This window comes from Pseudomonas hydrolytica, from assembly GCF_021495345.1.
In the GTDB taxonomy this organism is placed as follows: domain Bacteria; phylum Pseudomonadota; class Gammaproteobacteria; order Pseudomonadales; family Pseudomonadaceae; genus Aquipseudomonas; species Aquipseudomonas hydrolytica.
Window position 1 is genome coordinate 804,626 of record NZ_CP099397.1, and the last position, 25,734, is coordinate 830,359.

The following is a 25,734-nucleotide window of genomic DNA, read 5'->3' on the forward strand; positions in this document are numbered from 1 at the left end:
GAGCAATGACGGTGCCAGTTCTGCTAAGGCCTTTGTTTTCAGCGGGTTAGGTGATTTTCAGCGCGATGGGTAAGGGCGCTGGCAGGGTGGGTTGCACCGCGGTGGGGCCGCCCTGCAAGCGGATGGTGCAGAGCTTCAGGGGCTGCCGGTGCGCTCGGCGCAACGGGCATGTAGGGTGCGCCGTGCGCACCACCGGGGTTCTGTGATGACCGCTGGTGCGCTTGGCGCACCCACATTTACGGCACCAGGTAGTTTTTCACGCCGGTAAAGATGATCTGCGCGGCCAGGGCGCAGACGAACAGGCCCATCAGGCGGCTGACGATCTGCAGGCCCTGGTCACCGAGCAGGCGCTCGAACTGGTTAGACAGGTACAGCACCACGCCAACGGTGAGGCTGGCGAGGAAGATCGCCGCCACGGCCACCAGCTTGTCGTCCCAGTGCGGCTGGCTGGCGCCCATCAGCAGCAGGGCGCCGATGGTGCCGGGGCCGACGGTCAGGGGAATGGTCAGCGGCACGATGGTCACGTCCTGCTGCACGTTGTCGCTCTGCACCGCCGGCTTGCCCTGGGCCATGCCGAGGGCGGAGATGAACAGCACCGAGCCCGCGCCGATGCGGAAGGCGTCGATGGTGATGCCGAACAGGGTGAAGATGTGCTTGCCGAACAGGTACAGCAGCACACTGGCGATCAGCGTGGCCAGCGCCACCTTCCAGGCCAGGCGCTTGCGTTCCTTGAGGGTGTAGCCGCGGCTCAGGCCGATAAAGCAGGAAAGGACGAAGAAGGGGCTGTAGAGCACCAGCATCTTCAGGTACAGGCTGAACAACTCGGACGCCATGGCGGCAGGCTCGCAGAAAGGCAGGAAAGGCTATCAGTGTGGCAGCGCATCGCGCTGGCGACGCAGTTCGCGTTCGGCGATCCAGTGCTCGATCAGCTCGCGCAGCTGCGACAGCTCCACCGGCTTGGACATGTGCCCGTCCATGCCCACCGCGCGCGCGCGTTCCTTGTGTTCGCTGAGAATATGCGCGGTCAGTGCCACCACCGGTGTGCGCGGGCGCTTCTCGCTCTTTTCCCAGGCGCGCAGCTGTTCGGTGGCGGAGAAGCCGTCGAGCACCGGCATTTCGCAGTCCATCAGTACCAGGTCGTAGGGCTGCGCCTTCATCGCGCTGAGGGCTTCCTCACCGTTGCTGGCGGTGTCCGGCTTGAGATTGAGCTTGCCGAGCATGCCGCGGATGACCTTGGTGGAGATGCTGTTGTCCTCGGCCACCAGAATGCGGAAGTCGGCCGGCACGTTCAGCGGCGTGCTCACCGGCGTCGGTGCGGCCTGCGCAGGACTGTCGTTGGGGCGCTGGGCCAGCTCGTCGGCCAGGGTGGTCTTGAGCGTGTAGCCGGCCACCGGCTTGGCCAGGATGCGCTTGATCCCGGCGTTGCGTGCGATCACCTTGCTCGGCGCGTTGCTGATGCCGGTGAGCATGATGATCAGGATGTCGTGGTTGAGGCTGGGGTCTTCCTTGATCTTGGCCGCCAGTTGCATGCCGGTCATGCCGGGCATGTCCTGGTCCAGCAGCACCGCGTCGAAGTACTCGCGCATATGCGCCTTGGTGCGCAGCAGGGCCAGGGCCTCCTTGCCGGAGGGCACGGCGCTGACCTGCAGACCCCAGGCATTGCATTGCTGCACCAGCACCTTGCGGCAGGTGTCGTTGTCGTCCACCACCAGCAGGCGCGCACCCTGCAGCGGGCTGTCCAGATCGGTTTCCGGCTGTTCCAGGCGGGCGGGGTCCAGCGGCAGGGCCAGCCACAGGGTGGTGCCCTGGTTGCTGCTGCCCTGAATGCCGAACTCGCCACCCATCAGGCGCACCAGCTGGCGCGCGATGATCAGGCCGAGGCGCCCGCCCAGGCGGGTGGCGGAGAGGAAGTCGCGGCTCTGCAGTTCGGCGTTGAGCAGGGCGTCGCGCTCTTCCGGCAGCAGCGGCCGGCCGCTGTCCTGCACGGCGATGCGCAGGCGGTGCTTGCCGTCGCTGCTGTCGAGTGCGGCCACCAGCAGGATCTCGCCCTCGTCGGTCTGCTTGAAGGCATTGTCCAGCAGGCTCAGCAGGGCCTGGCGCAGGCGCGTGGGGTCACCGCTGATCACCCGCGGCACCTGCGGCTGGATGAAGCTGATCAGCTCCACCTTCTGCTGCTCGGCCTTGGCGCGGAAGATGTCGAGGCAGTCCTCGATCAGCGCGCCGAGGTCGAACTGCACGTCGTCCAGTTCGATCTGCCCGGATTCGAGCTTGGAAATGTCGAGAATTTCGTTGATCAGGGTGAGCAGCTCGTTGCCCGAGCTGTGGATGGTCTGCACGTAGTCGCGTTGCTTGGCCGACAGCGGCGTGCCCAGCAGCAGTTCGGTCATGCCCAGCACGCCGTTCATCGGCGTACGGATCTCGTGGCTGATCTTGGCCAGGAACTCGGCCTTGGCGCGCAGCTCGGCGCTGCTGGCGGCCAGCGCGGTGCGGCTGTCGAGGGTGTCGGAGGTGATCTGCCGCTGACGTTCGGTCAGCGAGACGCTGAGGATCAGGCCGGCCAGGGTCGCCACGCTGAACACGCCGAGCACCAGCCAACCCGGGTTGAGCTGATCGAAGCCGAGCAGCACCGGCACGAAGAAGCCGAAGCCGAGGTTGAACACCAGCATGCCCACGGCGATCAGCCGCGCCGGCTGGTAACCGGCGCGCCAGTGCAGGCTGCCCACCAGCAGCAGGTTGATGCTGCTCAACGCCACCAGCAGATAGACCAGCGAGCTGAACCAGAACAACCCGGTCAGTGCGATGCACAGCGCATACACCAGCAACAGCAGCGCGTTGCCCTGCAGCAGGCGGTTGAGCGGGCTGTGCTGCACCGTGGTGCCGTGGAAGAAGCTCAGGCCGAAGGCCAGGGCGCTGAAGGCGGCGAACAGCGCCGACAGATCGGCGATCAGCGACTGGTTGTAGCCCAGGCTGGGCAACCACTGGGCGAAAATGCCGAGATTGGCCGACGAACACACCGCCAGACCGATATTCACTCCGGCCAGCCACAGACCGGTGGCGCTGCGGCTGTAGAAGAAGCGGATGAGGTTGTACAGGGTCAGCAGCAGCAGGGCGCCGAACAGCATGCCGTAGAGGTAGGCGGGCTTTTCCAGGCTGACCAGTTCGGCCTGATCCATGACCTTGAACCAGGTCATCAGCGGATGGTTGGACGTCAGACGGACGTAGGCGACGCGGGCCTGGCCGTCGTTGGGCAGGGGCATCAGGTAGAAGCGCGAAGGCAGCGGACGCGAGTCCAGCGGCATGGCTTCGCCGGTGTGCAGGTTCTGCTCCAGCTGGCCATCCCTGAGCAGGTAGTAGTCGAGGTACTGCACCCGCGGTGAAAAGACCCAAAGCCAGGCGGGCTGCTGTTGCGGGGCGAGTTCGACGCGCAGCCAGACGGCATGCTGGCTCGGCGGGAAGGTGAAGGACTGTTTGCTAAGCGGCTTGAACTGCTGGCGCTGGGCGCGTACTTCTTCCAGGCCCAGGCGGGCGCTGGCGTCGACCAGATAGGACCAGCTCTGGGTGCCCGTCGAGGACGGGGCGGCGCTGGCTGTCAGGCTGAGGCCGAGCAACAGCAGGCTGGCGAGTAGTCCGATGGCAATCCTGAGCCGGCACACGGTTAAGTCCTTCTAAATGAGTGGCCGGATTATAGCCAAGCATTTGCTCGGGGGAATACGGCGCGGCGGGGCTTTTTATGGCCTGCCGCGGCGTATTCCCTGAGCGGCCTCAGCCTTCGCCTTGCTCGCGGGCAATGGCGCGGTAGCCGATGTCGCTGCGGTGGAACATGCCGTTCCAGCGAATCTTCTCGGCCAGGCGGTAGGCCTGCTGCTGGGCTTCGGCCACCGTGCGACCGATGGCGGTGGCGCACAGTACGCGCCCGCCGGCAGTGACGATCTGGCCGTCCGAAAGCTTGGTACCGGCGTGGAACACCTTGCCGTCGAGTTGGGCGGCTTCATCCAGACCTTCGATCACGTCGCCCTTGGCGTAGTCGCCCGGGTAGCCGCCGGCTGCCAGCACCACGCCCACGGTCGGACGCGGGTCCCAGGTGGCTTCGACCTTGTCCAGCGCCTTGGCCAGCGCGGCCTCGACCAGCAGCACCAGGGAGCTTTCCAGGCGGCACATGATCGGCTGGGTTTCCGGGTCGCCGAAGCGGCAGTTGAATTCGATGACCTTGGGCGCGCCGGATTTGTCGATCATCAGGCCGGCATAGAGGAAGCCGGTATAGACGTTGCCTTCGCTGGCCATGCCGCGCACGGTGGGGTAGATCACCTCGTCCATCACGCGCTGGTGCACCTCGGGCGTCACCACCGGTGCCGGCGAATAGGCGCCCATGCCGCCGGTGTTGGGGCCGGTATCGGCGTCGCCGACGCGCTTGTGGTCCTGGCTGGTGGCCATCGGCAGCACGTTCTGGCCGTCGACCATGACGATGAAGCTGGCTTCTTCGCCGTCGAGGAACTCCTCGATCACCACGCGCGAACCGGCCTCACCGAAGGCGTTGCCGGCGAGCATGTCGCGCACGGCGTCTTCGGCTTCGGCCAGGGTCATGGCGACGATCACGCCCTTGCCCGCAGCCAGGCCGTCGGCCTTGATCACGATGGGTGCACCTTTTTCGCGCAGGTAGGCCAGCGCCGGCTCGATCTCGGTGAAGTTCTGGTAATCGGCGGTGGGGATCTTGTGGCGGGCCAGGAAATCCTTGGTGAAGGCCTTGGAGCCTTCCAGCTGGGCGGCGGCGGCGGTGGGACCGAAGATGTCCAGGCCGCGCGAACGGAACAGATCGACCACGCCCTTCACCAGCGGCGCTTCCGGACCGACGATGGTCAGCTGCACGTTCTTCTCGGCGAAGTCGGCGAGCTGCTCGATGGCCAGCACGTCGATGGCCACGTTCTCGCATTTGGCTTCCACCGCAGTGCCGGCGTTGCCCGGGGCGACGAAGACCTTCTCGACGCGCTTGTCCTGCGCCACTTTCCAGGCCAGGGCGTGTTCGCGACCGCCGCTGCCGATGATCAGTACATTCATTGCGTTCTCCTCGAGGAGGTGGGCCAGGGGCCCCGATGGTGGATGAGAAAAGCGTCATCCACCCTACAAAAGCTTATTCCTGCAGACCTTCGGGGGCGCGATGGAGCGGGTAGATGCAAGGCGTCCGGGCCCTCACCAAGCGGAGTTGCCTTCTGGCAATGAGCATTGGGGAGGGGCCGGACAACGCAGCAGATGCCTGCTTCAGTGCGTCCCTGTCACTCAGTGCCGGAAGTGGCGCATGCCGGTAAATACCATGGCAATGCCGGCTTCATCGGCCGCGGCGATCACCTCGTTGTCGCGCATCGAGCCACCTGGCTGGATCACCGCGGTGATGCCGGCCTTGGCCGCGTTGTCGATGCCGTCGCGGAACGGGAAGAAGGCGTCGGAGGCCATTACCGCGCCCTGCACTTGCAGGCCGGCATGCTCGGCCTTGATCGCGGCGATGCGCGCGGAGTTGACGCGCGACATCTGGCCGGCGCCGACGCCCACGGTCTGGCGGTTCTTGGCGTAGACGATGGCGTTGGATTTGACGAACTTGGCCACTTTCCAGGCGAACACCAGGTCATGGATCTCCTGCTCGCTCGGCGCGCGCTGGGTGACCACCTTGAGGTCTTCGGCCTTGATCATGCCGATGTCGCGGCTCTGTACCAGCAGGCCACCGTTGACGCGCTTGAAGTCCCAGCCCGCAGCGCGTTCGGCCGACCATTCGCCGCATTCGAGCAGGCGCACGTTGGCCTTGGCGGCCACCACTTCACGGGCGGCGGCGGAGATTTTCGGGGCGATGATCACTTCGACGAACTGACGCTCGACAATGGCCTTGGCGGTCTCGCCATCCAGCTCGCGGTTGAAGGCGATGATGCCGCCGAACGCCGACTCGGTGTCGGTGGCGTAGGCCAGGTCGTAGGCCTTGCGGATGCCGCCTTCGTCTTCCGGTACCACGGCCACGCCGCACGGGTTGGCGTGCTTGACGATGACGCAGGCCGGCTTGACGAAGCTCTTCACGCATTCCAGCGCGGCGTCGGTGTCAGCCACGTTGTTGAACGACAGTTCCTTGCCCTGCAGCTGGATGGCAGTGGAAACGCTGGCCTCGCCCTTCTTCGCCTCGACGTAGAACGCCGCGCTCTGGTGCGGGTTCTCGCCGTAGCGCATTTCCTGCGCCTTGATGAACTGGCTGTTGAAGGTGCGCGGGAAGGCGCCACGGCCTTCGGTGGACAGGGTGTCCGCCGCCTGGTCGATGGTGCCCAGGTAGTTGGCGATCATGCCGTCGTAGGCGGCGGTGTGCTCGAAGGCCTTGAGCGCCAGGTCGAAACGCTGGGCGTAGGTCAGGCCGCCGGCTTTCAGCGACTCGACGATGCCGGCGTAGTCGCCGGTGTTGACCACGATGGCGACGTCCTTGTGGTTCTTCGCCGCGCTGCGGACCATGGTCGGGCCGCCGATGTCGATGTTCTCGATGGCATCGGCCAGATCGCAATCAGGCTTGGCCACGGTGGCTTCGAAGGGGTAGAGGTTGACCGCTACCAGGTCGATCGGCTTGATGCCGTGCTCGTCCATCACCGCGCCGTCCAGCGCGCGACGGCCGAGGATGCCGCCGTGGATCTTCGGGTGCAGGGTCTTGACGCGGCCGTCCATCATTTCCGGGAAGCCGGTGTAGTCGGCGACTTCCACCGCGGCCACGCCGTTGTCCTTGAGCAGCTTGTAGGTGCCGCCGGTGGAGAGGATTTCCACGCCAAGGGCGGACAGCTCGCGAGCGAATTCGAGGATGCCGGTCTTGTCGGAGACGCTGATCAGGGCGCGGCGAACGGGGAGGCGGGTGGTCTGGTCGGTCATGGTAGGGTCCATTGGAACAGGTAAATCAGTGAAAAAGGGCGGCACCTGGCCGCCCTTTTCCGGGAATTCGCTTACAGCAGGTCGTACTGCTTGAGCTTCTTGCGCAGCGTGCCGCGGTTCAGGCCGAGCAGCTCGGAGGCCTTGGTCTGGTTACCCTTCACGTGGTTCATGACGGTTTCCAGCAGCGGCGCTTCCACTTCGGTGAGCACCAGGTTGTATACGTCGGTGACGTCCGCGCCCTCGAGATGGGCGAAGTAGTTGTGCAGCGCCTTCTCCACGGCGCCGCGCAGGGTCTGGCCCTCTTCGCTCGGCGTATTCAGGTGCTGTTTAAGGCTGGTGTTGTCACTCACGGGTGCAATTCCACTCACTAGGGTCTCTGTCATCAACGTCATGCGGCCACCTCGTTTCCATCGTTGTGCCGTTCGCGAAAGAATGCGCGAACGTGGGCGCACTGTGCGTCCGTACTGTCCAGACGATTGAACTGGGCGCGAAACTCCCTGGCGCCCGGCAGGGTTGCCAGATACCAGCCGACATGCTTGCGGGCGATGCGTACGCCCATCAGGTCGCCATAGAAGGCGTGCAGTGCGGCCAGGTGTTCCAGCAGGATGCGTTCCACTTCGAGCAGGCTCGGCGCCGGGAGAACTTCACCGGTACGCAGGTAGTGCTCGATTTCACGGAAGATCCACGGCCGGCCCTGAGCGGCGCGACCGATCAGCAAGGCATCGGCGCCGGTGGCATCGAGCACGGCCTTGGCTTTTTGTGGGGAGTCGATGTCGCCATTGGCGAACACCGGAATCGATACCGCCTGCTTGATGGCGGCGATGGTGTCGTACTCGGCTTCGCCGGTGTAGAGGTCGGCGCGGGTGCGGCCATGCACGGCCAGGGCGGTGATGCCGGCATCTTCGGCGATCTTCGCCACGGCGATGCCGTTCTTGTTCTGGCGGTCCCAGCCGGTGCGGATCTTCAGGGTCACCGGTACGTCCACCGCAGCGACCACCGCCTCGAGGATCTCGCGCACCAGCGGCTCGTCGCGCAACAGGGCGGAACCGGCGGCCTTGTTGCAGACCTTCTTGGCCGGGCAGCCCATGTTGATGTCGATGATCTGCGCGCCCAGCTCGACGTTCTTGCGCGCCGCCTCGGCGAGCATCTGCGGGTCGCCACCGGCGATCTGCACCGAGCGCGGCTCGGGATCGCCGGCATGCAGCAGGCGCAGGCTGGACTTGCGGCTGTTCCACAGGCGCACATCGCTGGTGACCATCTCCGACACCACCAGGCCGGCGCCGAGGCGGCGGCACAGCTGGCGGAACGGGCGATCGGTGACGCCGGCCATGGGGGCCAGGATCAACCGATTGGGCAATGTGTAAGGGCCAATACGTGGGGCCGACATGGGGCGTCCCTGCTTGTTGGTTCGCAGTTGAGACTGTTGGCGATCAACACCTGTCCTTCACCGTGTCTCGGGGGAAACGGCGGGGGACCTGTGCTCGCGAAAGGGTGGGCATGATACCCGCTCTGGATGACCGGATAAAGGCTGTTTTGAACAAATTCTGAACAGCGATGGCCTTATCGCCAGGAGTTAGATGGAAGACCTGCGGCCAGGCGTCGCGCGGGCTGCAGGCTATTCCGGCGAGTGGAAGCTGAGGCTGTAGTTGACCGCGCGGGTGCCCGGGTCGAGGATGTCCAGGGAAATATGGATGGGCGTCTGCGGCGGCATTTCGCTCTGCCCGGCCAGCTCGCCGGCGAGGTACTCGCTGGGTTTGAAGCGGCGGCTGGCGACCAGTTGGCCGCCGAGGTCGGCGAAGCGCATTTCCAGCAGCGGGAAGGGCTGGGCGAAGGGCGCGCGGTTGTAGAGGATGGCATCGACGATCAGCGCGCCGGAGAACTCCGGATGGCTGCGCACCACCAGGTTGCTGCTGCGAATCTGGCTGATGTCGACCTTCGACGGCAGGCTGCAGCCGATATTCGGGCACAGCTGCTCGAACCAGGGGCGATAGCGATCCTGGCGCGCCAGTTCGTCGAAGTTGTAGGCCACGTACTGGGCCAGCAGGCCGGCGGCGGCCAGCAGGTTGAGCAGGCCCCAGCCCAGCACCCGGCCCCAGGCGATGCTCTGGTGCGGTTGCCACTCCAGTTGCAGCGGCTCGTCGTCCAGCTCGAACAGGCGTTCATCGCGCAGACCGGGTTCGCTGCGCGCGCTCCTCGGTTCTTCGCGCTTGGCGCCGACCTGTGGCGCCGGCGGGTCCTGATCGTCCTGGTGCTGATCCAGGTCGCCCAGGCGTGGCTCGTCCGGCTCGTCGAGTTCTTCGATGGCCGGTTGCTGGCGCGGCGGGGCGACGGCGGTCGGGGGCTCGTCCACTGGCCGGATCGGGGCGGCTACTTCCGGCGATGCCTGCTGATCCTCGGCTTGCAGCTCGAAACCGCTGCGCTTGACCGGCTCGTCACGCAGCAGGGCTTCGGCCCAGGCCTCGTCGTGCGGTTCGTCCTGTTCGGGCGGCGGGGCGCTGCTGAAAGTCTCGCTGTAGCGCGGCGCGCGTTCCAGGGCGAGAAACTGCTGCGACAGCTGCTGCTCCTGTTCCTCCAGCTTGGCCAGTTCCTCGTCGAGATCGAGGCTGTCCAGGTCGAGGTCGTCGTGGATCCACAGCGTGTCGTCGGCGGGTTTGCTCGGCGCCGGCTTGCGCGGGGGTTCCGGCTGGATCTTGGCGGCCGGCGCGGGCGCCGGTTTGGCTGCGCTTGGCGGCGCACTGGCCGCGGCCTTGCCGAACAGCTGCTCGGCGGCATTGAACACATGCAGACAGGCCCCGCAGCGCACGGCGCCATGGGCAGCAGCCAGCTGCGCCTGGCTGACGCGGAAGCTGGTGCGGCAATGGGGGCACTGGGTGACGTGGCTTTCGCTCATGCGCAGATCCGGGAGTTCGAGGCGGCTAGTCTAAAGCAGTAGCTGCAGGCTTCAAGCCGCAAGCTGCAGCCAGGGGTGCGGCTGCGAACGAACGGCGTTCCGTTTGTTTCATGATCGAGTCGGCCCGATCGCGAACGCATTCGCCGTGCAGGACGCTCTAGCGCTTCACCCCGCTGATGCGTACCCAGCCATCCTTGATTGCCGTTGGGTCGAGGTCGAAGGCGCCGGCGTAGGCGGCGCGAACTTCCTCGGCCTGTTCGGCGAGGATGCCCGACAGCGCCAGGCGTCCACCTTCTTGGACCAGCGCGGTGATCTGCGGTGCCAGGGAAACCAGCGGGCCGGCCAGGATATTGGCTACCACCACCTCGGCCGGCTGCTGCGGCAGATCGGCCGGCAGGTACACCGGGAAGCGTGCCGGGTCGATGCCGTTGCGATTGGCATTGTCGCGCGAGGCTTCCAGCGCCTGCGGATCGATATCGGTGCCCACCGCCTGCGGCGCGCCGAGTAGCAGGGCGGCAATGGCGAGGATGCCCGAGCCACAGCCGAAGTCGAGTACCCGGCAGCCGTCCAGATTCTGGCCGTCGAGCCATTCCAGGCACAGTGCGGTGGTCGGGTGGGTGCCGGTGCCGAAGGCCAGGCCCGGATCGAGCAGCAGGTTGACCGCATCCGGCTCGGGCGCGGCGTGCCAGCTCGGCACTATCCACAGGCGCTGGCCGAAACGCATCGGCTGGAAGTTGTCCATCCAGCTGCGCTCCCAGTCCTGATCCTCGATGCGCTCGACATGATGTTCCGGCAGCGTGCCGCCACACAGCAGCTGCAGGTGGGCGATCAGTGCGGTCTCGTCGGTATCGGCCTCGAACAGGGCCAGCAGGTGGGTGTGCGACCACAGCGGGGTGGTGCCCAGGTCCGGCTCGAAGATCGGCTGGTCTTCGGCGTCCATGAAGGTCACCGATACGGCGCCGACCTCGAGCAGGGCGTCCTCGAAGGTCTCCGCCTGCTCGGGCGTGATGGCGAGACGGACTTGTAACCAGGGCATGGGCAACCTCATGAGCGATGCGGCGGGGCGTTTGGCCGCGCAGCTTACTTGAACGGATGGCCGGGCTGCCAGTTCGGCCGCCGGCCGGAAACGACAAGGGCCGCCAGATGGCAGCCCTTGTCGGTACAGCAGGCCTAAGCCTCAGTGCTTGTCCATACCCAGTTTCTTTTCCAGGTAGTGGATGTTCACGCCGCCTTTGACGAAACCCTTGTCACGGGTCAGGTCGCGGTGCAGCGGCACGTTGGTCTTGATGCCGTCGACCACGATCTCGTCCAGGGCATTGCGCATGCGCGCCATGGCCTCGTCGCGATCCTTGCCGAAGGTGATCAGCTTGCCGATCAGCGAGTCGTAGTGCGGCGGCACGCTGTAGCCGCTGTACAGGTGCGAGTCGACGCGTACGCCATTGCCGCCCGGAGCATGGAAGTGCTTGACCTTGCCGGGGCTGGGCATGAAGTTGTCCGGGTCTTCAGCGTTGATCCGGCACTCGATGGAGTGGCCGAGGATCTTCACGTCTTCCTGCTTGATCGACAGCTTGTTGCCGGCGGCGATGCTGAGCATCTCCTTGACGATGTCGATGCCGGTGACCATCTCGGTGACCGGGTGCTCCACCTGGACGCGGGTGTTCATCTCGATGAAGTAGAAACGGCCGTCTTCATAGAGGAACTCGAAGGTGCCGGCGCCACGGTAGCCGATCTCGACGCAGGCATCGACGCAGCGCTTGAGCACTTCGGCGCGGGCCTTCTCGTCGATCAGCGGGGCCGGAGCCTCCTCGATCACCTTCTGGTGGCGACGCTGCAGCGAGCAGTCGCGGTCATATAGGTGGATGGCGTTGCCCTGTCCGTCGGACAGCACCTGGACTTCCACGTGACGCGGGTTGCCGAGGAATTTCTCCAGATAGACCATCGGGTTGCCGAACGCGGCACCGGCTTCGGTGCGGGTCAGCTTGGCCGACTTGATCAGGTCTTCTTCCTTGTGCACCACGCGCATGCCGCGACCACCGCCGCCGCCAGCAGCTTTGATGATCACCGGGTAGCCCACTTCACGGGCGATGCGCAGGGCCTCTTCCTCGTCTTCCGGCAGCGGGCCGTCGGAGCCCGGTACCACCGGCACGCCGGACTTGATCATGGCGTCCTTGGCCGACACCTTGTCACCCATCAGGCGGATCACGTCGGCTTTCGGGCCGATGAAGGCGAAGCCGGAGTTCTCCACCTGCTCGGCGAAGTCGGCGTTCTCGGCGAGGAAGCCGTAACCCGGGTGGATGGCGGTGGCGCCGGTCACTTCAGCGGCGCTGATGATGGCCGGGATGTTCAGGTAGGACTTCGCCCCGGGCGCCGGACCAATGCAGACGGACTCGTCGGCCAGGCCCAGGTGCATCAGTTCGCGGTCGGCGGTGGAGTGCACGGCCACCGTCTTGATGCCCAGTTCCTTGCAGGCGCGCAGGATGCGCAGGGCGATTTCGCCACGGTTGGCGATAAGGACTTTTTCCAGCTTCTGCATTGCAGGCTCCCCGCGCATCAAACGATGGTGAACAGGGGTTGGTCGTACTCAACCGGCTGGCCGTTTTCCACCAGGATGGACTCGATCACACCGCTGGCTTCGGCTTCGATGTGGTTCATCATCTTCATCGCTTCGACGATGCACAGGATGTCGCCCTTCTTCACGCTCTGGCCGACTTCGACGAAGTTGGCAGAGGTCGGCGAAGCGGCGCGGTAGAAGGTGCCGACCATCGGCGAACGGGCCACGGTGCCGTTCAGCTTCGGCGCGGCGGCCGGAGCGGCTTCGGCCGCCGGAGCTGCGGCAGGAGCAGCCACCGGAGCGGCGACAGGCGCCGGCATCGGGGCGGCGGCATAGACCTGCTGAGCCGGGGTCTTGCTGTGACGGCTGATGCGTACGGACTCTTCGCCCTCTTTGATCTCCAGCTCGTCGATACCGGATTCTTCCAGCAGCTCGATCAGTTTCTTGACTTTACGGATATCCATGAATGGTCAACTCCCAGAGGTGAGGTAGGACTTGTCTACCAGGCTGCGCGTCAGGCGCGCCCGGTCAGTTGTTCGAGTGCCGCTTCCAGGGCCAGCCGATAACCGCTGGCGCCAAGGCCGCAAATCACCCCTACGGCAACGTCGGAAAAGTAGGAGTGATGGCGGAAAGGTTCACGCTTGTGCACGTTGGACAGGTGCACTTCGATGAATGGGATGCTCACCGCCAGCAATGCGTCACGTAATGCGACGCTGGTATGGGTAAAAGCGGCAGGATTGATCAGGATAAAGTCGACACCTTCGCTTTTCGCCGCATGAATGCGCTCGATCAGCTCGTACTCGGCGTTGCTCTGCAGATGCAGCAGATGGTGGCCGCCCTCGCGGGCGCGGCGCTCCAGATCCTGATTGATTTCGGCGAGGGTGGTGGCGCCGTACTTGTCGGGCTCGCGGGTGCCCAGCAGGTTGAGGTTGGGGCCGTGCAGCACCAGAAGGGTGGCCATGATCGCGTTCCTTGTTGTTCGAGCTGCGCCGGACTATGCCGTAGCTGCTTCGATGTCGGCAATAGCCGACACGATGCCCGGCGTTTGCGGCAGAAATATGACTATAGCGGCAGATCTGGTCGTTGCCAGGCTAAGCAGGGTGCCTAGCGCGTGCTGGCCTGATCCAGACGCGCGGCGAAGGTGGCGGCATCGACCTCACCTACGACACGCAGATCGAGCAATTCGTCACCATTGCCGGCAAACAGCTGAATGGCGGGAGGGCCGAACAGGCGGTAGCGATCGAGCAGGGCGCGCTGGGCGGGGTTGCTGTCGGTGATGTCGAAGCGGATCAGGCGCCAGCCGGCCAGTTTGCTGCCCACCTCGGCATTGCCGAACACTTCGCGCTCGATGACCTTGCAACTGATGCACCAGTCGGCATACCAGTCCAGCAGCAGGGGCTGGCCTGCGTTCTTCGCCTCGGCCAGGGCTGCGTCCAGCTCGGCCGGGCTGCTCAGGGTTTGCCAGGCACCGCTCTTGGCACTCACCGCGCCGCTGCCGGCCTGCAACTGGCCGAGCGGCCGGAGCGGATCGCTCGCGCCCTGCAGCGCGCCGACCCAGGCGGCCAGGGCATAGACCAGCAGCGCCAGTCCGGCGATCTGGCCAAGCTTCTGCCGGTGCGTCTTGGGGCCGAACTCCAGCGCACCGAGGAACACCGCCACACCACCGGCCAGCAGGCCCCATAGTGCCAGGCTGAGGCTGCCTGGCAGCACGCGCTCCAGCAGCCACACCGAGACGGCCAGCAGCAGCACGCCGAAGGCATTGCGCACGCTGACCATCCAGGTGCCGGTCTTGGGCAGCAGCGCGCCGCCACCGACGGCGAACAGCACCAGCGGCGTGCCCATGCCAAGGCCCAGGGCGAGCAGCCTGAGGCCGCCGCCAAGGGCATCGCCGCTGGCGCTGATATAGAGCAGGGCGCCGGCCAGGGGCGCCGATACGCAGGGGCTGACCAGCAGGCTGGAGAGCACGCCGAGCAGGGCGGCATTCAGATGCGAGCCGCCATGGGTCTTGCTTGCCAGGCGATCCAGCGGGTCGCTGATGGCGCGCGGCAGGCGCAGCTCGAAGAGGCCGAACATGGCCAGGGCGAAGACGGTGAAGAAGGCGGCGAAGGGCACCAGTACCCAGGCCGACTGCAGGCGCGCCTGCAGATTGAGGCCGGCGCCGAACAGTCCCATCAGGGTGCCGAGAATGGCGAAGCACAGGGCCATCGGCAGTACGTAGGCCAGCGACAGGGTCAGCCCGCGCATGCCGCCGAACTGGCCGCGCAGTACCACTCCGGAGAGGATCGGCAGCATCGGCAGCACGCAGGGCGTGAAGGTCAGCGCCAGGCCGCCGAGGAAGAACAGGGCCAGCTCCTTCCAGTTCCAGGCCGCTGCCGTTGCGCCCAGGGGCGTCAGGCGGCCGGTGTCGGCGGTGGCGGGCATCTCGCCGATCTCGATGAACTCGGTCTCCGGCGGATAGCACAGGCCCTTGTCGGCGCAGCCCTGATAGCCGACCTGCAGGCGCAGCGGGCGCTGCTCCGGGTTGTCCAGCGGCAGGCGGATATCCAGCACACCGTAATAGACCTCGACATCGCCGAAGAACTCGTCGTGCTTGGCCTGGCCGGCGGGCAGCTCGGCCTCGCCGAGGACCAGATCGGCCGGCTCGACGCTGAAATTGAAGCGGTGGCGATAGAGGTAATAGCCCTCGGCAGCGACGAAGCGCAGGGTCACCGCCTGGGCGTCGCTGTCGACCAAGCTCAGCTTGAAGGCTTCACGCACCGGCAGGAAATCGCTGCTGTTGTTCAGCGGCGCACCAAGCGGCGACGCGGCCGGGCGCTGATCGAACAGATTGGCGCTGGCGGGCAGACTCAGGCAGAGCAGAAGCAGGGGAAGCAACAGTCGACGCAGTGACATCAGGCGAATATCTCGGCGAAAGGTGGCGGCATGATACCGGAAAGCGCCCAACCGCATTGTCATCGCCGCGCCGGAGCGTCGAATGCCGGCGATGGGCGGAGCCTTGGAGAGGGCAGCTTTCGTCGAGTTCCGGCCTGCGCTGTCGTGTCGCAGGGCGCTACACGCGAAACGCCTGCACGGCGCTGTGCAGCTGGCCGCCCAGGTGCAGCAGATTCTCGCCCTGGGCGCGGCCCTGGCCGATGCGCTGCAGGTTGTCGTCGCCCAGTTGATGGATGCGTTCGCCATGCTCGCGAATCTCGCTCACGGCGTTGCTCTGCTGGGCAACCGCGCCCGCGATGCGCTCGGCCATGCTGGCGATGGTACGGATGGCCGAGACGATCTCGTCGAGCGCGCCATCGGCCGCCTCGGCCTTGCCGGCGGTCGCCTCGGCGTGCTCGACCTGCGCGCGCATGGCCTGTACCGACTGGTGGGCGGCCTGTTGCAGGCGACCGATCACTTCCTGGATTTCTGCGGTGGCGCTGCCGGTGCGCTGCGACAGCGAGCGTACTTCATCGGCCACCACGGCGAAGCCGCGGCCCGCCTCGCCGGCCCGCGCGGCCTCGATGGCGGCGTTGAGGGCGAGCAGGTTGGTCTGTTCGGCGATGCCGCGAATCACCGTCAGCACGCTGCCGATGGTGGCGGTCTCGTCGGCCAGGCGCTCGATGGCCTGGGCGTTGTCCTGCACTTCGCCGACCAGCGCATGCAGGCCCTCGAGACTCTGGCCGATGACGCGTTGGCCCTGCTCCAGGGCGCGGCCGGCGTCGCGGCTGGCATCGGCGGTCTGGCTGGCATCCTGCGCCACCTGGCTGATGGTCGCTTCGAGCTCGCCCAGTGCGTCGCGAATCAGCGCCGTGTCACCGGCCTGGCGCTGCGCGCCGGCATGCAGGCCGCCGCTCAGCTCGGCCAGGGTGCGGCTGGAGCCGGCGACCTGTTCGGCATGGCCGCGAATGCTGGCGACCAGCTCGACCAGGTAGCGGCGCAGGTGATTGAGCGAGTCCTCGATATCGCGCAGCTCGCGGGTGCGCGAGTCGATGCTGATCGCCGTGCCGAAGTCGCCGCTGGCCCACTGCGACAGCGCCGGCACCAGACGCCCTAGCACCTGCGACAGGCGCCGCTGGATACGGTCGATGACCAGAGCGATAAGCAGGATCAGGCCGATCATCAGGCCCTGGATCAGCCGCACTTCGCCCTGGATGCGGGCGTATTCGGCCTTCACCACCGGCTCCAGCGCGGCCAGCGCCTGCTGCAGCTGGTCCACCCGCTGGGCGGTGGCCAGGGCCAGTTGCTGGCGTTGTTCGACCAGTTCGCGGGTGCGTTGCAGTTCGCTCGGGTAGCGGCGTACCAGGTTGGCCAGCTCGCGCTTGAGCTCGACGCCGCGATCTTCGGCCTGCTGTTGCTGTTGAGCATCGTCCAGCCCGAGCAGCGCAGCGAAACCGACGCTGGCGGAACTGTCGGCCTGCTGCACGCCGAGCAGCGGCAGACCGTCGATGGCCTGCACCTGCTGACCGAGGGCGTTGAGCTCGCGCTCGACATCGCCGAGCAGCTCGCTGCGCCCCTGGCTGATGAAACGCTCGCGGGCGTGCGCCAGCTTCAGCAGGCGCGAGCCGGCTTCCTGCAACGGCTTGCGATAGCTGGCCGCGCTCGGGCTGCTGGCACTGTCGACGTACTGGCTCAGCTGTTCCAGCGCGGCGAGCATCTCGCGTTCGGCCTGCAGCAGCAGGCCCTGCGGGTCGCCGGCCAGCTTGCCGGCGGCCAGCAACTGGTTGGCGCTGAAGTCGCGCAGCTGCTCCAGGCTGGGCCGCAGCTCGTCGGCCAGTTGCCGCGGCAGTTGTTCGAGGGAGGTTTCGAAGGTGTCGATGGCCTGGGTCGCCGTGCTGTGCTGCACGGCATTGCCGCTGGCCAGGTAGGCCTGGATGTTGTCGGCCACCTCGCGCTGGAACTGCTGCGACAGCGTCAGGTAACGCTCCATCAACTGCACCGGCTGCTGCAGCGCACGTTGCGACCACCACAGGGTCGCCGCCAGGGCGACGCAGACGGTGACCAGCAGCAGGGTATTGAGGTTGGTGAGCAGCTTGAGGCGCATGGCAGGCTCGATCGACGGCTTAACGATGCGCGCGAGCTTATTGCGGTTTGGTTACAGGCTGATGACGCTGTGCGCTGGGTCACGTTTTGCCTGTCACGGCGCCGAGTCGCCAGCAGCCGTCACGCTTTGCGCTGGGGCGGTCCGGATGGGGGCGCGCAACTCCGGCGGCCCGGGCGGCGGATCTGCCGGTGAGGTCCTGCTAGCTGCTTCGGTACAGCTCCACCCGGTTACGGCCGCCATGCTTGGCCGTGTACAGCGCCTCGTCGGCGCGCTTGGACAGCGCATTGCCATCGAGCCCCGGTTGCAGCATGGCGATGCCGCAACTGAAGGTGCAGGACAAATCCTGCGGCTGCGCCGGGTAGTGGATCTCGGCGAAGCGCTGGCGAATCTCTTCCAGCACCCTGAGCGCCGACTGTTCGTCGGTATCGGGCAGCACCACGGCGAATTCCTCGCCACCGTAACGGCCGATATGGTCGGTCTTGCGCAGGCGCTGCTTGAGGAACAGGGCCAGGCTCTTGATCACCCGGTCGCCCATGGGGTGGCCATAGGTGTCGTTGACCTTCTTGAAATGGTCGATATCGAGCATGGCGAAGGCCAGCGGCTGCTCGTCGCGGCGCGCGCGGAAGCAGGCGTCCTCGAGCAGCTGGAGGGTGTGGGTGTGGTTGTACAGACCGGTCAGGCTGTCGCGCACCATGCGCGCCTTGAGGTTGCGCGCACGGGCGGCGCGGTTGCGCACGGTGGCGATCAGATGACGCGGCTTGATCGGCTTGGTGAGGAAATCGTCGCCGCCCTCGCTCATGGCGTCGAGCTGCTTGTCCAGGTCGTCCTCGGCCGACAGGTAGATGATCGGCACGCTGACGTAACGGTCGTTATGGCGGATCACCTTGGCCAGTTCGGTGCCGTTGCACTCGGGCATGTACATGTCGAGGATGATCAGATCGGGCTGGAATTCCGCCAGCGCGTCCATCGCCTGGATCGGCTCGGTCAGGGTGTGGGTGAGGATGCCGGCGCTGTTGAGCACGCGCTCGGTGTGGGTCGCCTGGGCCTTGGAATCGTCGACGATCAGCACCTTGTACGGGTCGTACTGCGAGACGTGGGTCAGCACCTCGATGCGTTCGAGCAGGCTCGAGGCGTCCAGCGAGCCGGTGAAGAACTCCTGGCCGCCGGCGCGCACCGCGGCCAGGCGGGTCGGGGTGTCGGTGTCGCAGTGGCTGAAGAACAGCAGCGGAATCTTCTGCTCCAGACCCTCTTGCACCGAGCCAGCCAGCTCGAGGCCGGCGCCGGCGAAGTCGACGTCCATGACGATGGCCGCCGGGTGACGTTCGGTAATGGCGGCGCGGAAGGCGCGCTCGTCGTTCAGCGCCTGTGCCGCCAGACCGAAGAACTCCAGCTGCTGGGCCAGACGCTCGGCGCGCTGGGCATCCTGCAGGGCGAGATACACCGGCTTGCGCAGCGGCGGCAGGAAGGTCTGTTCGAAGGCATCGCTATGCCGCAGGCCGGTACGCGAGAGGCGCTGCATGGCCTGATTGAGACGGGCGATCAGGGTACTGTTGAGGCGACCGCGGTTTTCCAGCACCTCGTCGAGGCTGGCGCCGATGCTTTGCGCCAGCTGCGCATGCTCGATCTGCTCGAAACGCTCGGCGTAGCGCAGCAGGCGCAGATTGGCCTCGCTCAGCTCGGCCATGCCGGCTTCGTTCCATTCGCTGCGCTGCAGGCGCTGCCAGACTTCCAGCACCTGGCGTGCCTGATGGATCACGCGCTGGGCGAAGTGATGCTTGAGGCGGTCGCGACTGGGATCTAGGTGCTCGGTCATTGGCCGACTTCTATATGACAGGGAGTCAGTGGTGGCTTGATGCTATCACTTGCTGGCGGAGCTGACAGTGCCGTCGATCAATTGACGGCGGTATTTCTGTCGAATAAGCGACAGAAAGGTGGTTTTTCTCTACCGGCGGTAAGTTTGCGCCCACGCCCTGCGTTTTGCGGCAGGCTTGCCTTATAGTGCGGAGCAGGTCGCAACCCGTGCTGCGGGACGCGGTCGAATATTCGAATTCGCTTGAAAAGGACACTGTCATGCTGGACTGGAAGAATCGCGCGGCGAGCTCGCCCGACGGTACCGACAATACCGCGAACCTGGGGCGCGAGCGCGGCGGCGCCAGCCTGATCGGCCGCGCGCTCGGCGGCCTGCTGGGGGTGTATCTGCTGGTGGCGCTGGTGGTCGGCTGGTACTGGAGTCAGGAGCCGGCGGCCTTCGCGGTGCAGCAGCATGCCCAGGCCGCGGCGCAGCAGGCGCAGCGCCAACTGGTCAGCGGTTACACCACGGTGGAAACCCTCAAGGAGGTGGCCAGCACCCTGCTGGACAAGCCCGGCGGTTACCTGTCCAACGACCTGGCGCCGCCCGGCCTGTGGCTGGACAACATGCCGAGCTGGGAATACGGCGTACTGGTGCAGGTGCGCGACTTCTCCCGCGCGCTGCGCAAGGATTTCGCCCGCTCGCAGTCGCAGTCCACCGAGGACCCGGATCTGGCCAAGGCCGAGCCGCGCTTCCACTTCGACAACAAGAGCTGGGCACTGCCGGCCTCGGAATCCGAGTACCGTGAGGGCATCAAGGCGCTGGACCGCTACCTGAGCCGCCTGGCCGACACCAGCAAGCAGAACGCGCAGTTCTATACCCGCGCCGATAACCTCAACAACTGGCTGGGCGATGCCGGCACCCGTCTGGGGTCGCTGTCGCAGCGGCTGTCCGCCAGCGTCGGCCAGGTGCGCCTGAACACCGAGGTGCTGCCGCCGGATTCCGGTCTCAAGGAAGTCGAGGGCGGGGTGTACGAAACGCCCTGGCTGCAGATCGACAACGTGTTCTACGAGGCGCGCGGTCAGGCCTGGGCGCTCGCCCATCTGCTGCGTGCCGTCGAGGTGGATTTCGCCGACGTCCTGGCGAAGAAGAACGCCACCGTCAGCGTACGCCAGATCATTCGTGAGCTGGAGGCGGCGCAGGCCACCCTGTGGAGCCCGATGGTGCTCAACGGCAGCGGCTACGGCATTCTCGCCAACCACTCGCTGGTGATGGCCAACTACATCTCGCGCGCCAACGCCGCGATCATCGATCTGCGTCAGCTGCTGAGCCAGGGTTGATGGACGCGATCTCGGCCGCCGAGGCCGCGCATCGCGCTGCCTCCGACAGCGAGCGGGTGGCCTGGGTCGACGAGCACGACCGACCGCTCGGTGGCGTGTCGCGGGCCGAACTGCGCGAGCGCGGCCTGATCGGCCGCGGTACCTACATCCTGCTGTTCAACTCCGCCGGCCTGCTCTGCGTGCATCGGCGCACCCTGAGCAAGGCGCTGTATCCCGGTTACTGGGACGTGGCGGCCGGCGGCATGGTGCTCGAGGGCGAGGACTACCTGCTGTCGGCCCAGCGCGAGCTGGCCGAGGAACTGGGTATCGTCGATGCCGAGCTGACCGAGCACGCGCACTTTCTCTATGACGCACCGGAAAGCCGGCTGTGGTGCATGGCCTACTCGGCGGTATCCGACGCGCCCCTGGTGCTGCAGCCGGAGGAAGTGCTGGAAGCGCGCTTTATCAGCGTCGAGCAGGCGCTGGAAGAAACCCGCTACCTGCCGTATTGCCCGGATTCGCTGGCGGCGTTGGAGCGCTACATAAAAAGGCCATAAACAGGCCGCTTGCGGACGGCTGATGGCCCTCTCCCGCATGCGGGAGAGGGTGGTTGTGTTAGCTCCTGTGCGCACCGCCTTGCCTCGGATGCAGGGCCTTGGTGCGCACGGCGCACCCTACGGCGTCGCGGATTCCGAGCGCCGCATGCACGATGGCGAACGGCGTCGCCAAAGTGCCGCACAATGACGCAAATTCATACTTAGCAAGCGCCGCCTTTGCCGTTACACTGCGCGACCTTTTCGGCGGACGTCTGTCCGCTTGCGCTGCCCCTGCCTGAGTGGGGCTTCGCGGTCGACGCCCGTCGGCCAGTCGCTATCCTGACCCCTACGAGGACAAGCCGGTGGTCAAGAAAGCTTCGTCATTTTCCGCCCTGAGCGGTCTCGTCTACTCCACCGATGGCGGTCGCCATTGCCCGGACTGCAACCAGCCGGTGGATGCCTGCATCTGCAAACAGACGCGCATTCCCGAAGGCGATGGTATCGCCCGCGTACGCCGTGAAACCAAGGGCCGTGGCGGCAAGACGGTGACCACGGTCAGCGGCGTGCCGCTGGCCGAGGAACCGCTCAAGGAGCTGGCCAGTGCGCTGAAGAAGCGTTGCGGTACCGGCGGCGCGCTCAAGGACGGGGTGATCGAGATTCAGGGCGATCATGTCGAACTGCTGTTGGCCGAACTGAGCAAGCGCGGTTTTACCGCGAAGAAGTCCGGCGGCTGAAGCTCCATTTCCTAAACTTCGATGGTGCTCATGCGGTCAACCGCCGAGCAAACGTCATCTTGCACCCTTAATTTCCAGGCTGGCCGTCTACGAGGCCAGACTCACTCTCATGGGAGAACCCGATGTCCGCACGACGCACCCGCAAAGACGACGGCAGCCAGTGGACCGTAGCCGACAGCCGTAGTGTCTACGGCATTCGCCATTGGGGCGCCGGCTATTTTTCGATCAATGACGCCGGTCGTATCGAGGTGCGTCCCAACGGCCCGGACAGCCCGCCCATCGACCTCTACGATCAGGTCGACGAACTGCGCCAGAGCGGCCTGTCGCTGCCCCTGCTGGTGCGCTTTCCGGACATCCTGCAGGATCGCGTGCGCCGTCTGACCGGGGCCTTCGACGCCAGCATCGCGCGCCTGGATTACCAGAGCCGCTACACCGCGCTGTACCCGATCAAGGTCAACCAGCAGGAGGCGGTGATCGAGAACATCATCGCCACGCAGAATGTTTCCATCGGCCTCGAGGCCGGCTCCAAGCCCGAGCTGCTGGCCGTGCTGGCGCTGGCGCCGAAGGGCGGCACCATCGTCTGCAACGGCTACAAGGACCGCGAGTTCATCCGCCTGGCGCTGATGGGGCAGAAGCTCGGCCACAACGTGTTCATCGTCATCGAGAAGGAATCCGAGGTGCGCCTGGTGATCGAGGAGGCGGCCGAGCTCAAGGTCGCGCCGCAGATCGGTCTGCGCGTGCGCCTGTCTTCGCTGGCATCTTCCAAGTGGGCCGACACGGGCGGCGAGAAGTCCAAGTTCGGCCTGTCCGCCGCGCAGATTCTGCAGGTGGTCGAGCGTTTCAAGGCCGCCGGGCTGGACCAGGGCATCCGCCTGCTGCACTTCCATATGGGCTCGCAGATCGCCAACATCGCCGACTATCGCAAGGGCTTCCGCGAAGCCATCCGCTATTACGGCGAACTGCGCGCCATGGGCCTGCCGGTCGATCACATCGACGTCGGCGGCGGTCTGGGCGTGGACTACGACGGCACCCACTCGCGCAACGCCAGCTCGATCAACTACGACATGCAGGACTACGCCGATGCCGTGGTCGACATGCTCAAGGAATTCTGCGACCGCCAGGAAATCCCCCATCCGCACATCTTCTCCGAGAGCGGCCGGGCGATGACCGCGCACCACGCCGTGCTGCTGGTGCAGGTCACCGACGTCGAGCGGCACAACGACAAGGTGCCGGAGATCGATCCCAGCGCCGAACAGCCGGAAGTGCTGCAGGTGCTGATCGAACTACTGGAAGACAGCGACCCGGAGATGGTCGCCGAGACCTACTGGCGCGCCACCCACTACATCGAGGAAGTGGCCGCGCAGTACTCGGCCGGCAAGCTCAGCCTGGCGCAGAAGGCCCTGGCCGAGCAGTGCTACTTCGCCATCTGCCGTCGCCTGCACAACCAGCTCAAGGCCCGTCAGCGCTCGCACCGTGCGGTGCTCGACGAACTCAACGACAAGCTCGCCGACAAGTACATCTGCAACTTCTCGGTGTTCCAGAGCCTGCCGGACACCTGGGCCATCGGCCAGATCCTGCCGATCCTGCCGCTGTCGCGCCTGGACGAGGAGCCGCTGCGCCGCGCGGTGCTGCAGGACCTGACGTGCGACTCCGACGGCAAGATCCGCCAGTACGTCGACGAGCAGTCCATCGAGACCAGCCTGCCGGTGCACGAGATCCGCGAGGGTGAGGACTATGTGCTGGGCATCTTCCTGGTCGGCGCCTACCAGGAAATTCTCGGCGACATGCACAACCTGTTCGGCGATACCGACTCGGTGAACATCTACCAGGCGGCCGACGGCAGCGTGGTGCATGCCGGCATCGAGACCCACGACACCATCGAGGACATGCTGCGCTACGTGCACCTGTCGCCCGAGGAGCTGATGACCCACTACCGCGACAAGGTGGCCAGCGCCCGCATCAGCGCCCGCGAGCGTACGCAGTTCCTCGATGCCCTGCGCCTGGGTCTGACCCGCTCTTCCTACCTGGCTTCCTGAGCACTATGGTGCGTGCGGCACACCCTGCAGCAGGGTGCGCCGTGCGCATCGAGCCGAGGGTTCAGCCGATCATCCCGTAGCCGCGCGCCATCAGCGCGGCCAGCAGCGGGATGGCCAGCAACAGCAGCAGTTCGAGGCGGATGCTCCAGGTCACCAGGGTCACCTGCCGGGGGCTCGGCTCGGGCACCTGGCCGGCCTTCACCGCGCCGCGCCATTTGATGAACACCACGGTGGGCAGGATCGACAGCAAGCCGACCAGGACGAACAGCCCCACCTTGGCGTGGAACAGGCCGTTGCCCATGTAATAGGCGACGCCCTTGCCAAACCACAGCACCCGGGCCACCCCGGTGGCCAGCACCAGAACGGCGCAGATGCCGTAGGCCAGGTCGGTGAGCATCAGGCTGCGCGCACGGCGCAGATCCAGCGGCGTCTTGAACAGCACGTGCTCGACGCTGAGCAGGGCGAACAGGGCGAAGATCGACAGAAAGTGCAGATAGGCGACGAAGGCGGCGGCCATGGGAGCTCCTTGCGGCAGACGGGCGGAGGGCGGATCAGCGGTCGGCTCGGGCGAACCACAGGTCGCGCCGCGACAGCTGCCAAGCATAGCCAGCCAGCACCAGGCTGCGCAGTCCCATGAAGGCCAGAAATGCCAACCACAGCCCGTGATTGCCCAGGCCTTGCAGCCACCAGCCCAGCGGCAGGCTCAGGGCCAGGGCGATGAGCATCGCGTCGCGCATTTCTCTGGCTCGAGTGGCGCCGATAAACAGGCCGTCGAGCAGGTAGCTCCACACCGTCAGCAGCGGCAGCAGGGCCAGGTACGGCAGGTAGCTCAGGGCCAGTTCGCGCACTTCGGCGATGTCCGTCAGCATCCAGACGAACCAGTGTCCGCCGAGCAGGAAGAACAGGGCGAAGCCGGCGCTGGCCAGCAGCGACCAGGCGCCGGCCACCAGCAGTGAACGGCGCAGTGCGTCGCGGTCGCGGGCGCCCAGGGCGTGACCGCACAGGGCCTCCACGGCATGCGCCAGGCCGTCGAGGGCGTAGGCGGTGAGGGTCAGGCCGTTGAGCAGCAGGGCATTGGCCGCCACCGTGGCGTCGCCCAGGCGCGTGCCCTGCACGGTGACGAGAAAGAACACCAGCTGCAGGGCCAGGGTGCGGATAAAGATGTCGCGGTTGACCGCCAGCAGTGGGCGCCAGCTGCTCCAGTGCCGCAGCGCGCGGCTATCGAGACGGCCGGGAAAGCCTGCGAGCGCGCCACGGGCCAGCCACAGGCCGAGCAGGGCGCCGCTCCATTCGGCGATTACCGAGGCCCAGGCCGCGCCGGCCACGCCCCATTCGAGACCGAGCACGAACAGCAGGTCCAGCGCGACGTTGAGCAGGTTGGCAGTGAGCAGAATGGCCAGCGGGCCACGGGCGCTCTGCGTGCCCAGCAGCCAGCCGACCAGGGCGTAGCTGGCCAGGCTGGCGGGCAGGCCGAACAGACGGATCTGGAAGTACTGCCGCGCCAGCGTATCCAGCTCGGCGGAGGGCTGCATCAGATGCAGCGCGGCATTGCTCAGCGGCAAGGCCAGCAGGCTCAGCAGCAGGGCCAGCAGCACGCCCAGGCTCAGACCCTGCACCAGCACCTGACGCAGCGCACCGCCATCGCCGCGGCCCGCCGCCTGGGCGGCGAAGCCCGTGCTGCCCATGCGCAGAAAGCCCATGGCCCAGGTCAGCAGGGTATAGAGGCTGCCGCCCACCGCCACCGCCGCCAGTTGATGGGCGTGCGGCAGGTGACCGACCACGGCCGTATCGACCAGTGCCACCATGGGCACCGAGAGGTTGGACAGGATCATCGGTGCGGCCAACGCCCAGACCTTGCGTTGGGTGGGGGCGTGGCGCCAGGCGTCGAGCAGGGCGAACATGGGCGGCTCCGACAAAACGCCGATTATAGGCTCGGGCTGACGAGCCGCGCACGCCGCAGGCAAGGGTTTCGGGACTGTGCGTGGC

General features: G+C 66.2%; 20 protein-coding genes. 4 read left to right on the forward strand and 16 right to left on the reverse strand.

Annotated elements, in window-relative coordinates:
* Positions 1 to 236 precede the first annotated feature (236 nt).
* From L1F06_RS03685 to L1F06_RS03750, 14 genes are all read right to left on the reverse strand, one after another.
* Complete coding sequence (locus L1F06_RS03685) at positions 237 to 833, reverse strand: MarC family protein (RefSeq protein ID WP_011920885.1); 597 nt, start codon at positions 831 to 833, stop codon at positions 237 to 239.
* A gap of 33 nt (positions 834 to 866) precedes the next feature.
* Positions 867 to 3,653: a hybrid sensor histidine kinase/response regulator gene (locus tag L1F06_RS03690; protein WP_129482818.1), complete on the reverse strand. Its 2,787-nt coding sequence runs from the start codon at positions 3,651 to 3,653 to the stop codon at positions 867 to 869.
* Positions 3,654 to 3,762: 109 nt separating this feature from the next.
* Positions 3,763 to 5,052 carry a phosphoribosylamine--glycine ligase gene (purD, locus tag L1F06_RS03695; protein ID WP_129482819.1) on the reverse strand — a complete coding sequence of 430 codons (1,290 nt, stop codon included), beginning with the start codon at positions 5,050 to 5,052 and terminating at the stop codon, positions 3,763 to 3,765.
* 219 nt (positions 5,053 to 5,271) lie between these two features.
* Positions 5,272 to 6,879, reverse strand: coding sequence for a bifunctional phosphoribosylaminoimidazolecarboxamide formyltransferase/IMP cyclohydrolase (purH, locus tag L1F06_RS03700; protein ID WP_129482820.1), 1,608 nt, complete (start codon positions 6,877 to 6,879; stop codon positions 5,272 to 5,274).
* A 71-nt stretch (positions 6,880 to 6,950) separates the two neighbouring features.
* Positions 6,951 to 7,271 (reverse strand): DNA-binding transcriptional regulator Fis, encoded by a 321-nt coding sequence (gene fis / locus L1F06_RS03705; protein WP_003242613.1) that lies wholly within the window; start codon positions 7,269 to 7,271, stop codon positions 6,951 to 6,953.
* On the reverse strand, positions 7,268 to 8,266 hold the full coding sequence (dusB, locus tag L1F06_RS03710; protein ID WP_129482821.1) for a tRNA dihydrouridine synthase DusB: 999 nt from the start codon (positions 8,264 to 8,266) through the stop codon (positions 7,268 to 7,270). The genes fis and dusB overlap by 4 nt, the downstream gene beginning before the upstream one ends.
* Positions 8,267 to 8,494: 228 nt before the next feature.
* On the reverse strand, positions 8,495 to 9,769 hold the full coding sequence (locus L1F06_RS03715) for a DUF3426 domain-containing protein (protein ID WP_129482822.1): 1,275 nt from the start codon (positions 9,767 to 9,769) through the stop codon (positions 8,495 to 8,497).
* A gap of 157 nt (positions 9,770 to 9,926) precedes the next feature.
* Positions 9,927 to 10,805: a 50S ribosomal protein L11 methyltransferase gene (gene prmA, locus L1F06_RS03720; protein ID WP_011920891.1), complete on the reverse strand. Its 879-nt coding sequence runs from the start codon at positions 10,803 to 10,805 to the stop codon at positions 9,927 to 9,929.
* 141 nt (positions 10,806 to 10,946) lie between these two features.
* Entirely contained in the window at positions 10,947 to 12,302 is a 1,356-nt protein-coding gene (accC, locus tag L1F06_RS03725) for an acetyl-CoA carboxylase biotin carboxylase subunit (RefSeq protein WP_011920892.1), read from the reverse strand.
* Between the two features lie 17 nt (positions 12,303 to 12,319).
* Complete coding sequence (accB, locus tag L1F06_RS03730; protein ID WP_003242622.1) at positions 12,320 to 12,784, reverse strand: acetyl-CoA carboxylase biotin carboxyl carrier protein; 465 nt, start codon at positions 12,782 to 12,784, stop codon at positions 12,320 to 12,322.
* A gap of 50 nt (positions 12,785 to 12,834) precedes the next feature.
* Positions 12,835 to 13,281: a type II 3-dehydroquinate dehydratase gene (gene aroQ / locus L1F06_RS03735; RefSeq protein ID WP_003242624.1), complete on the reverse strand. Its 447-nt coding sequence runs from the start codon at positions 13,279 to 13,281 to the stop codon at positions 12,835 to 12,837.
* Between the two features lie 143 nt (positions 13,282 to 13,424).
* Positions 13,425 to 15,212, reverse strand: coding sequence for a protein-disulfide reductase DsbD (locus tag L1F06_RS03740; protein ID WP_129482823.1), 1,788 nt, complete (start codon positions 15,210 to 15,212; stop codon positions 13,425 to 13,427).
* A 157-nt stretch (positions 15,213 to 15,369) separates the two neighbouring features.
* Complete coding sequence (locus L1F06_RS03745) at positions 15,370 to 17,334, reverse strand: methyl-accepting chemotaxis protein (protein WP_129482824.1); 1,965 nt, start codon at positions 17,332 to 17,334, stop codon at positions 15,370 to 15,372.
* Between the two features lie 199 nt (positions 17,335 to 17,533).
* Positions 17,534 to 19,147 carry a response regulator gene (locus L1F06_RS03750; RefSeq protein ID WP_003242632.1) on the reverse strand — a complete coding sequence of 538 codons (1,614 nt, stop codon included), beginning with the start codon at positions 19,145 to 19,147 and terminating at the stop codon, positions 17,534 to 17,536.
* A 257-nt stretch (positions 19,148 to 19,404) separates the two neighbouring features.
* Here L1F06_RS03750 and L1F06_RS03755 point away from each other — a divergent pair, with 257 nt between their 5' ends.
* From L1F06_RS03755 to speA, 4 genes are all read left to right on the forward strand, one after another.
* Positions 19,405 to 20,463 carry a DUF2333 family protein gene (locus L1F06_RS03755; protein ID WP_003242633.1) on the forward strand — a complete coding sequence of 353 codons (1,059 nt, stop codon included), beginning with the start codon at positions 19,405 to 19,407 and terminating at the stop codon, positions 20,461 to 20,463.
* Positions 20,463 to 20,999 (forward strand): NUDIX hydrolase, encoded by a 537-nt coding sequence (locus L1F06_RS03760; RefSeq protein ID WP_129482825.1) that lies wholly within the window; start codon positions 20,463 to 20,465, stop codon positions 20,997 to 20,999. Before L1F06_RS03755 ends, L1F06_RS03760 begins: the two co-directional genes overlap by 1 nt.
* Before the next feature lie 341 nt (positions 21,000 to 21,340).
* Positions 21,341 to 21,712, forward strand: coding sequence for a translation initiation factor Sui1 (locus L1F06_RS03765; protein WP_003242637.1), 372 nt, complete (start codon positions 21,341 to 21,343; stop codon positions 21,710 to 21,712).
* Between the two features lie 122 nt (positions 21,713 to 21,834).
* Positions 21,835 to 23,748 (forward strand): arginine decarboxylase, encoded by a 1,914-nt coding sequence (speA, locus tag L1F06_RS03770; protein ID WP_129482826.1) that lies wholly within the window; start codon positions 21,835 to 21,837, stop codon positions 23,746 to 23,748.
* A gap of 61 nt (positions 23,749 to 23,809) precedes the next feature.
* Here the strand turns inward: speA and L1F06_RS03775 are convergent, their stop codons facing one another.
* The gene (locus L1F06_RS03775) at positions 23,810 to 24,265 is read right to left on the reverse strand and encodes a DUF2214 family protein (RefSeq protein ID WP_129482827.1); all 456 of its coding nucleotides are present in this window, start codon (positions 24,263 to 24,265) and stop codon (positions 23,810 to 23,812) included.
* A gap of 34 nt (positions 24,266 to 24,299) precedes the next feature.
* Positions 24,300 to 25,649: an MATE family efflux transporter gene (locus L1F06_RS03780; RefSeq protein WP_129482828.1), complete on the reverse strand. Its 1,350-nt coding sequence runs from the start codon at positions 25,647 to 25,649 to the stop codon at positions 24,300 to 24,302.
* Positions 25,650 to 25,734: the final 85 nt, after the last annotated feature.

Excerpts from the sequence above, each read along its gene's own strand:
- L1F06_RS03740 (WP_129482823.1), bottom strand. The coding sequence starts at position 15,212 with ATGTCACTGCGTCGACTGTTGCTTCCCCTGCTTCTGCTCTGCCTGAGT.
- L1F06_RS03750 (WP_003242632.1), bottom strand. The coding sequence starts at position 19,147 with ATGACCGAGCACCTAGATCCCAGTCGCGACCGCCTCAAGCATCACTTC.
- aroQ (WP_003242624.1), bottom strand. The coding sequence starts at position 13,281 with ATGGCCACCCTTCTGGTGCTGCACGGCCCCAACCTCAACCTGCTGGGC.
- L1F06_RS03775 (WP_129482827.1), bottom strand. The coding sequence starts at position 24,265 with ATGGCCGCCGCCTTCGTCGCCTATCTGCACTTTCTGTCGATCTTCGCC.
- prmA (WP_011920891.1), bottom strand. The coding sequence starts at position 10,805 with ATGCCCTGGTTACAAGTCCGTCTCGCCATCACGCCCGAGCAGGCGGAG.
- L1F06_RS03760 (WP_129482825.1), top strand. The coding sequence starts at position 20,463 with ATGGACGCGATCTCGGCCGCCGAGGCCGCGCATCGCGCTGCCTCCGAC.
- L1F06_RS03715 (WP_129482822.1), bottom strand. The coding sequence starts at position 9,769 with ATGAGCGAAAGCCACGTCACCCAGTGCCCCCATTGCCGCACCAGCTTC.
- L1F06_RS03745 (WP_129482824.1), bottom strand. The coding sequence starts at position 17,334 with ATGCGCCTCAAGCTGCTCACCAACCTCAATACCCTGCTGCTGGTCACC.
- accB (WP_003242622.1), bottom strand. The coding sequence starts at position 12,784 with ATGGATATCCGTAAAGTCAAGAAACTGATCGAGCTGCTGGAAGAATCC.
- L1F06_RS03755 (WP_003242633.1), top strand. The coding sequence starts at position 19,405 with ATGCTGGACTGGAAGAATCGCGCGGCGAGCTCGCCCGACGGTACCGAC.
- accC (WP_011920892.1), bottom strand. The coding sequence starts at position 12,302 with ATGCAGAAGCTGGAAAAAGTCCTTATCGCCAACCGTGGCGAAATCGCC.
- speA (WP_129482826.1), top strand. The coding sequence starts at position 21,835 with ATGTCCGCACGACGCACCCGCAAAGACGACGGCAGCCAGTGGACCGTA.
- purD (WP_129482819.1), bottom strand. The coding sequence starts at position 5,052 with ATGAATGTACTGATCATCGGCAGCGGCGGTCGCGAACACGCCCTGGCC.
- fis (WP_003242613.1), bottom strand. The coding sequence starts at position 7,271 with ATGACGTTGATGACAGAGACCCTAGTGAGTGGAATTGCACCCGTGAGT.
- L1F06_RS03685 (WP_011920885.1), bottom strand. The coding sequence starts at position 833 with ATGGCGTCCGAGTTGTTCAGCCTGTACCTGAAGATGCTGGTGCTCTAC.
- purH (WP_129482820.1), bottom strand. The coding sequence starts at position 6,879 with ATGACCGACCAGACCACCCGCCTCCCCGTTCGCCGCGCCCTGATCAGC.
- L1F06_RS03780 (WP_129482828.1), bottom strand. The coding sequence starts at position 25,649 with ATGTTCGCCCTGCTCGACGCCTGGCGCCACGCCCCCACCCAACGCAAG.
- dusB (WP_129482821.1), bottom strand. The coding sequence starts at position 8,266 with ATGTCGGCCCCACGTATTGGCCCTTACACATTGCCCAATCGGTTGATC.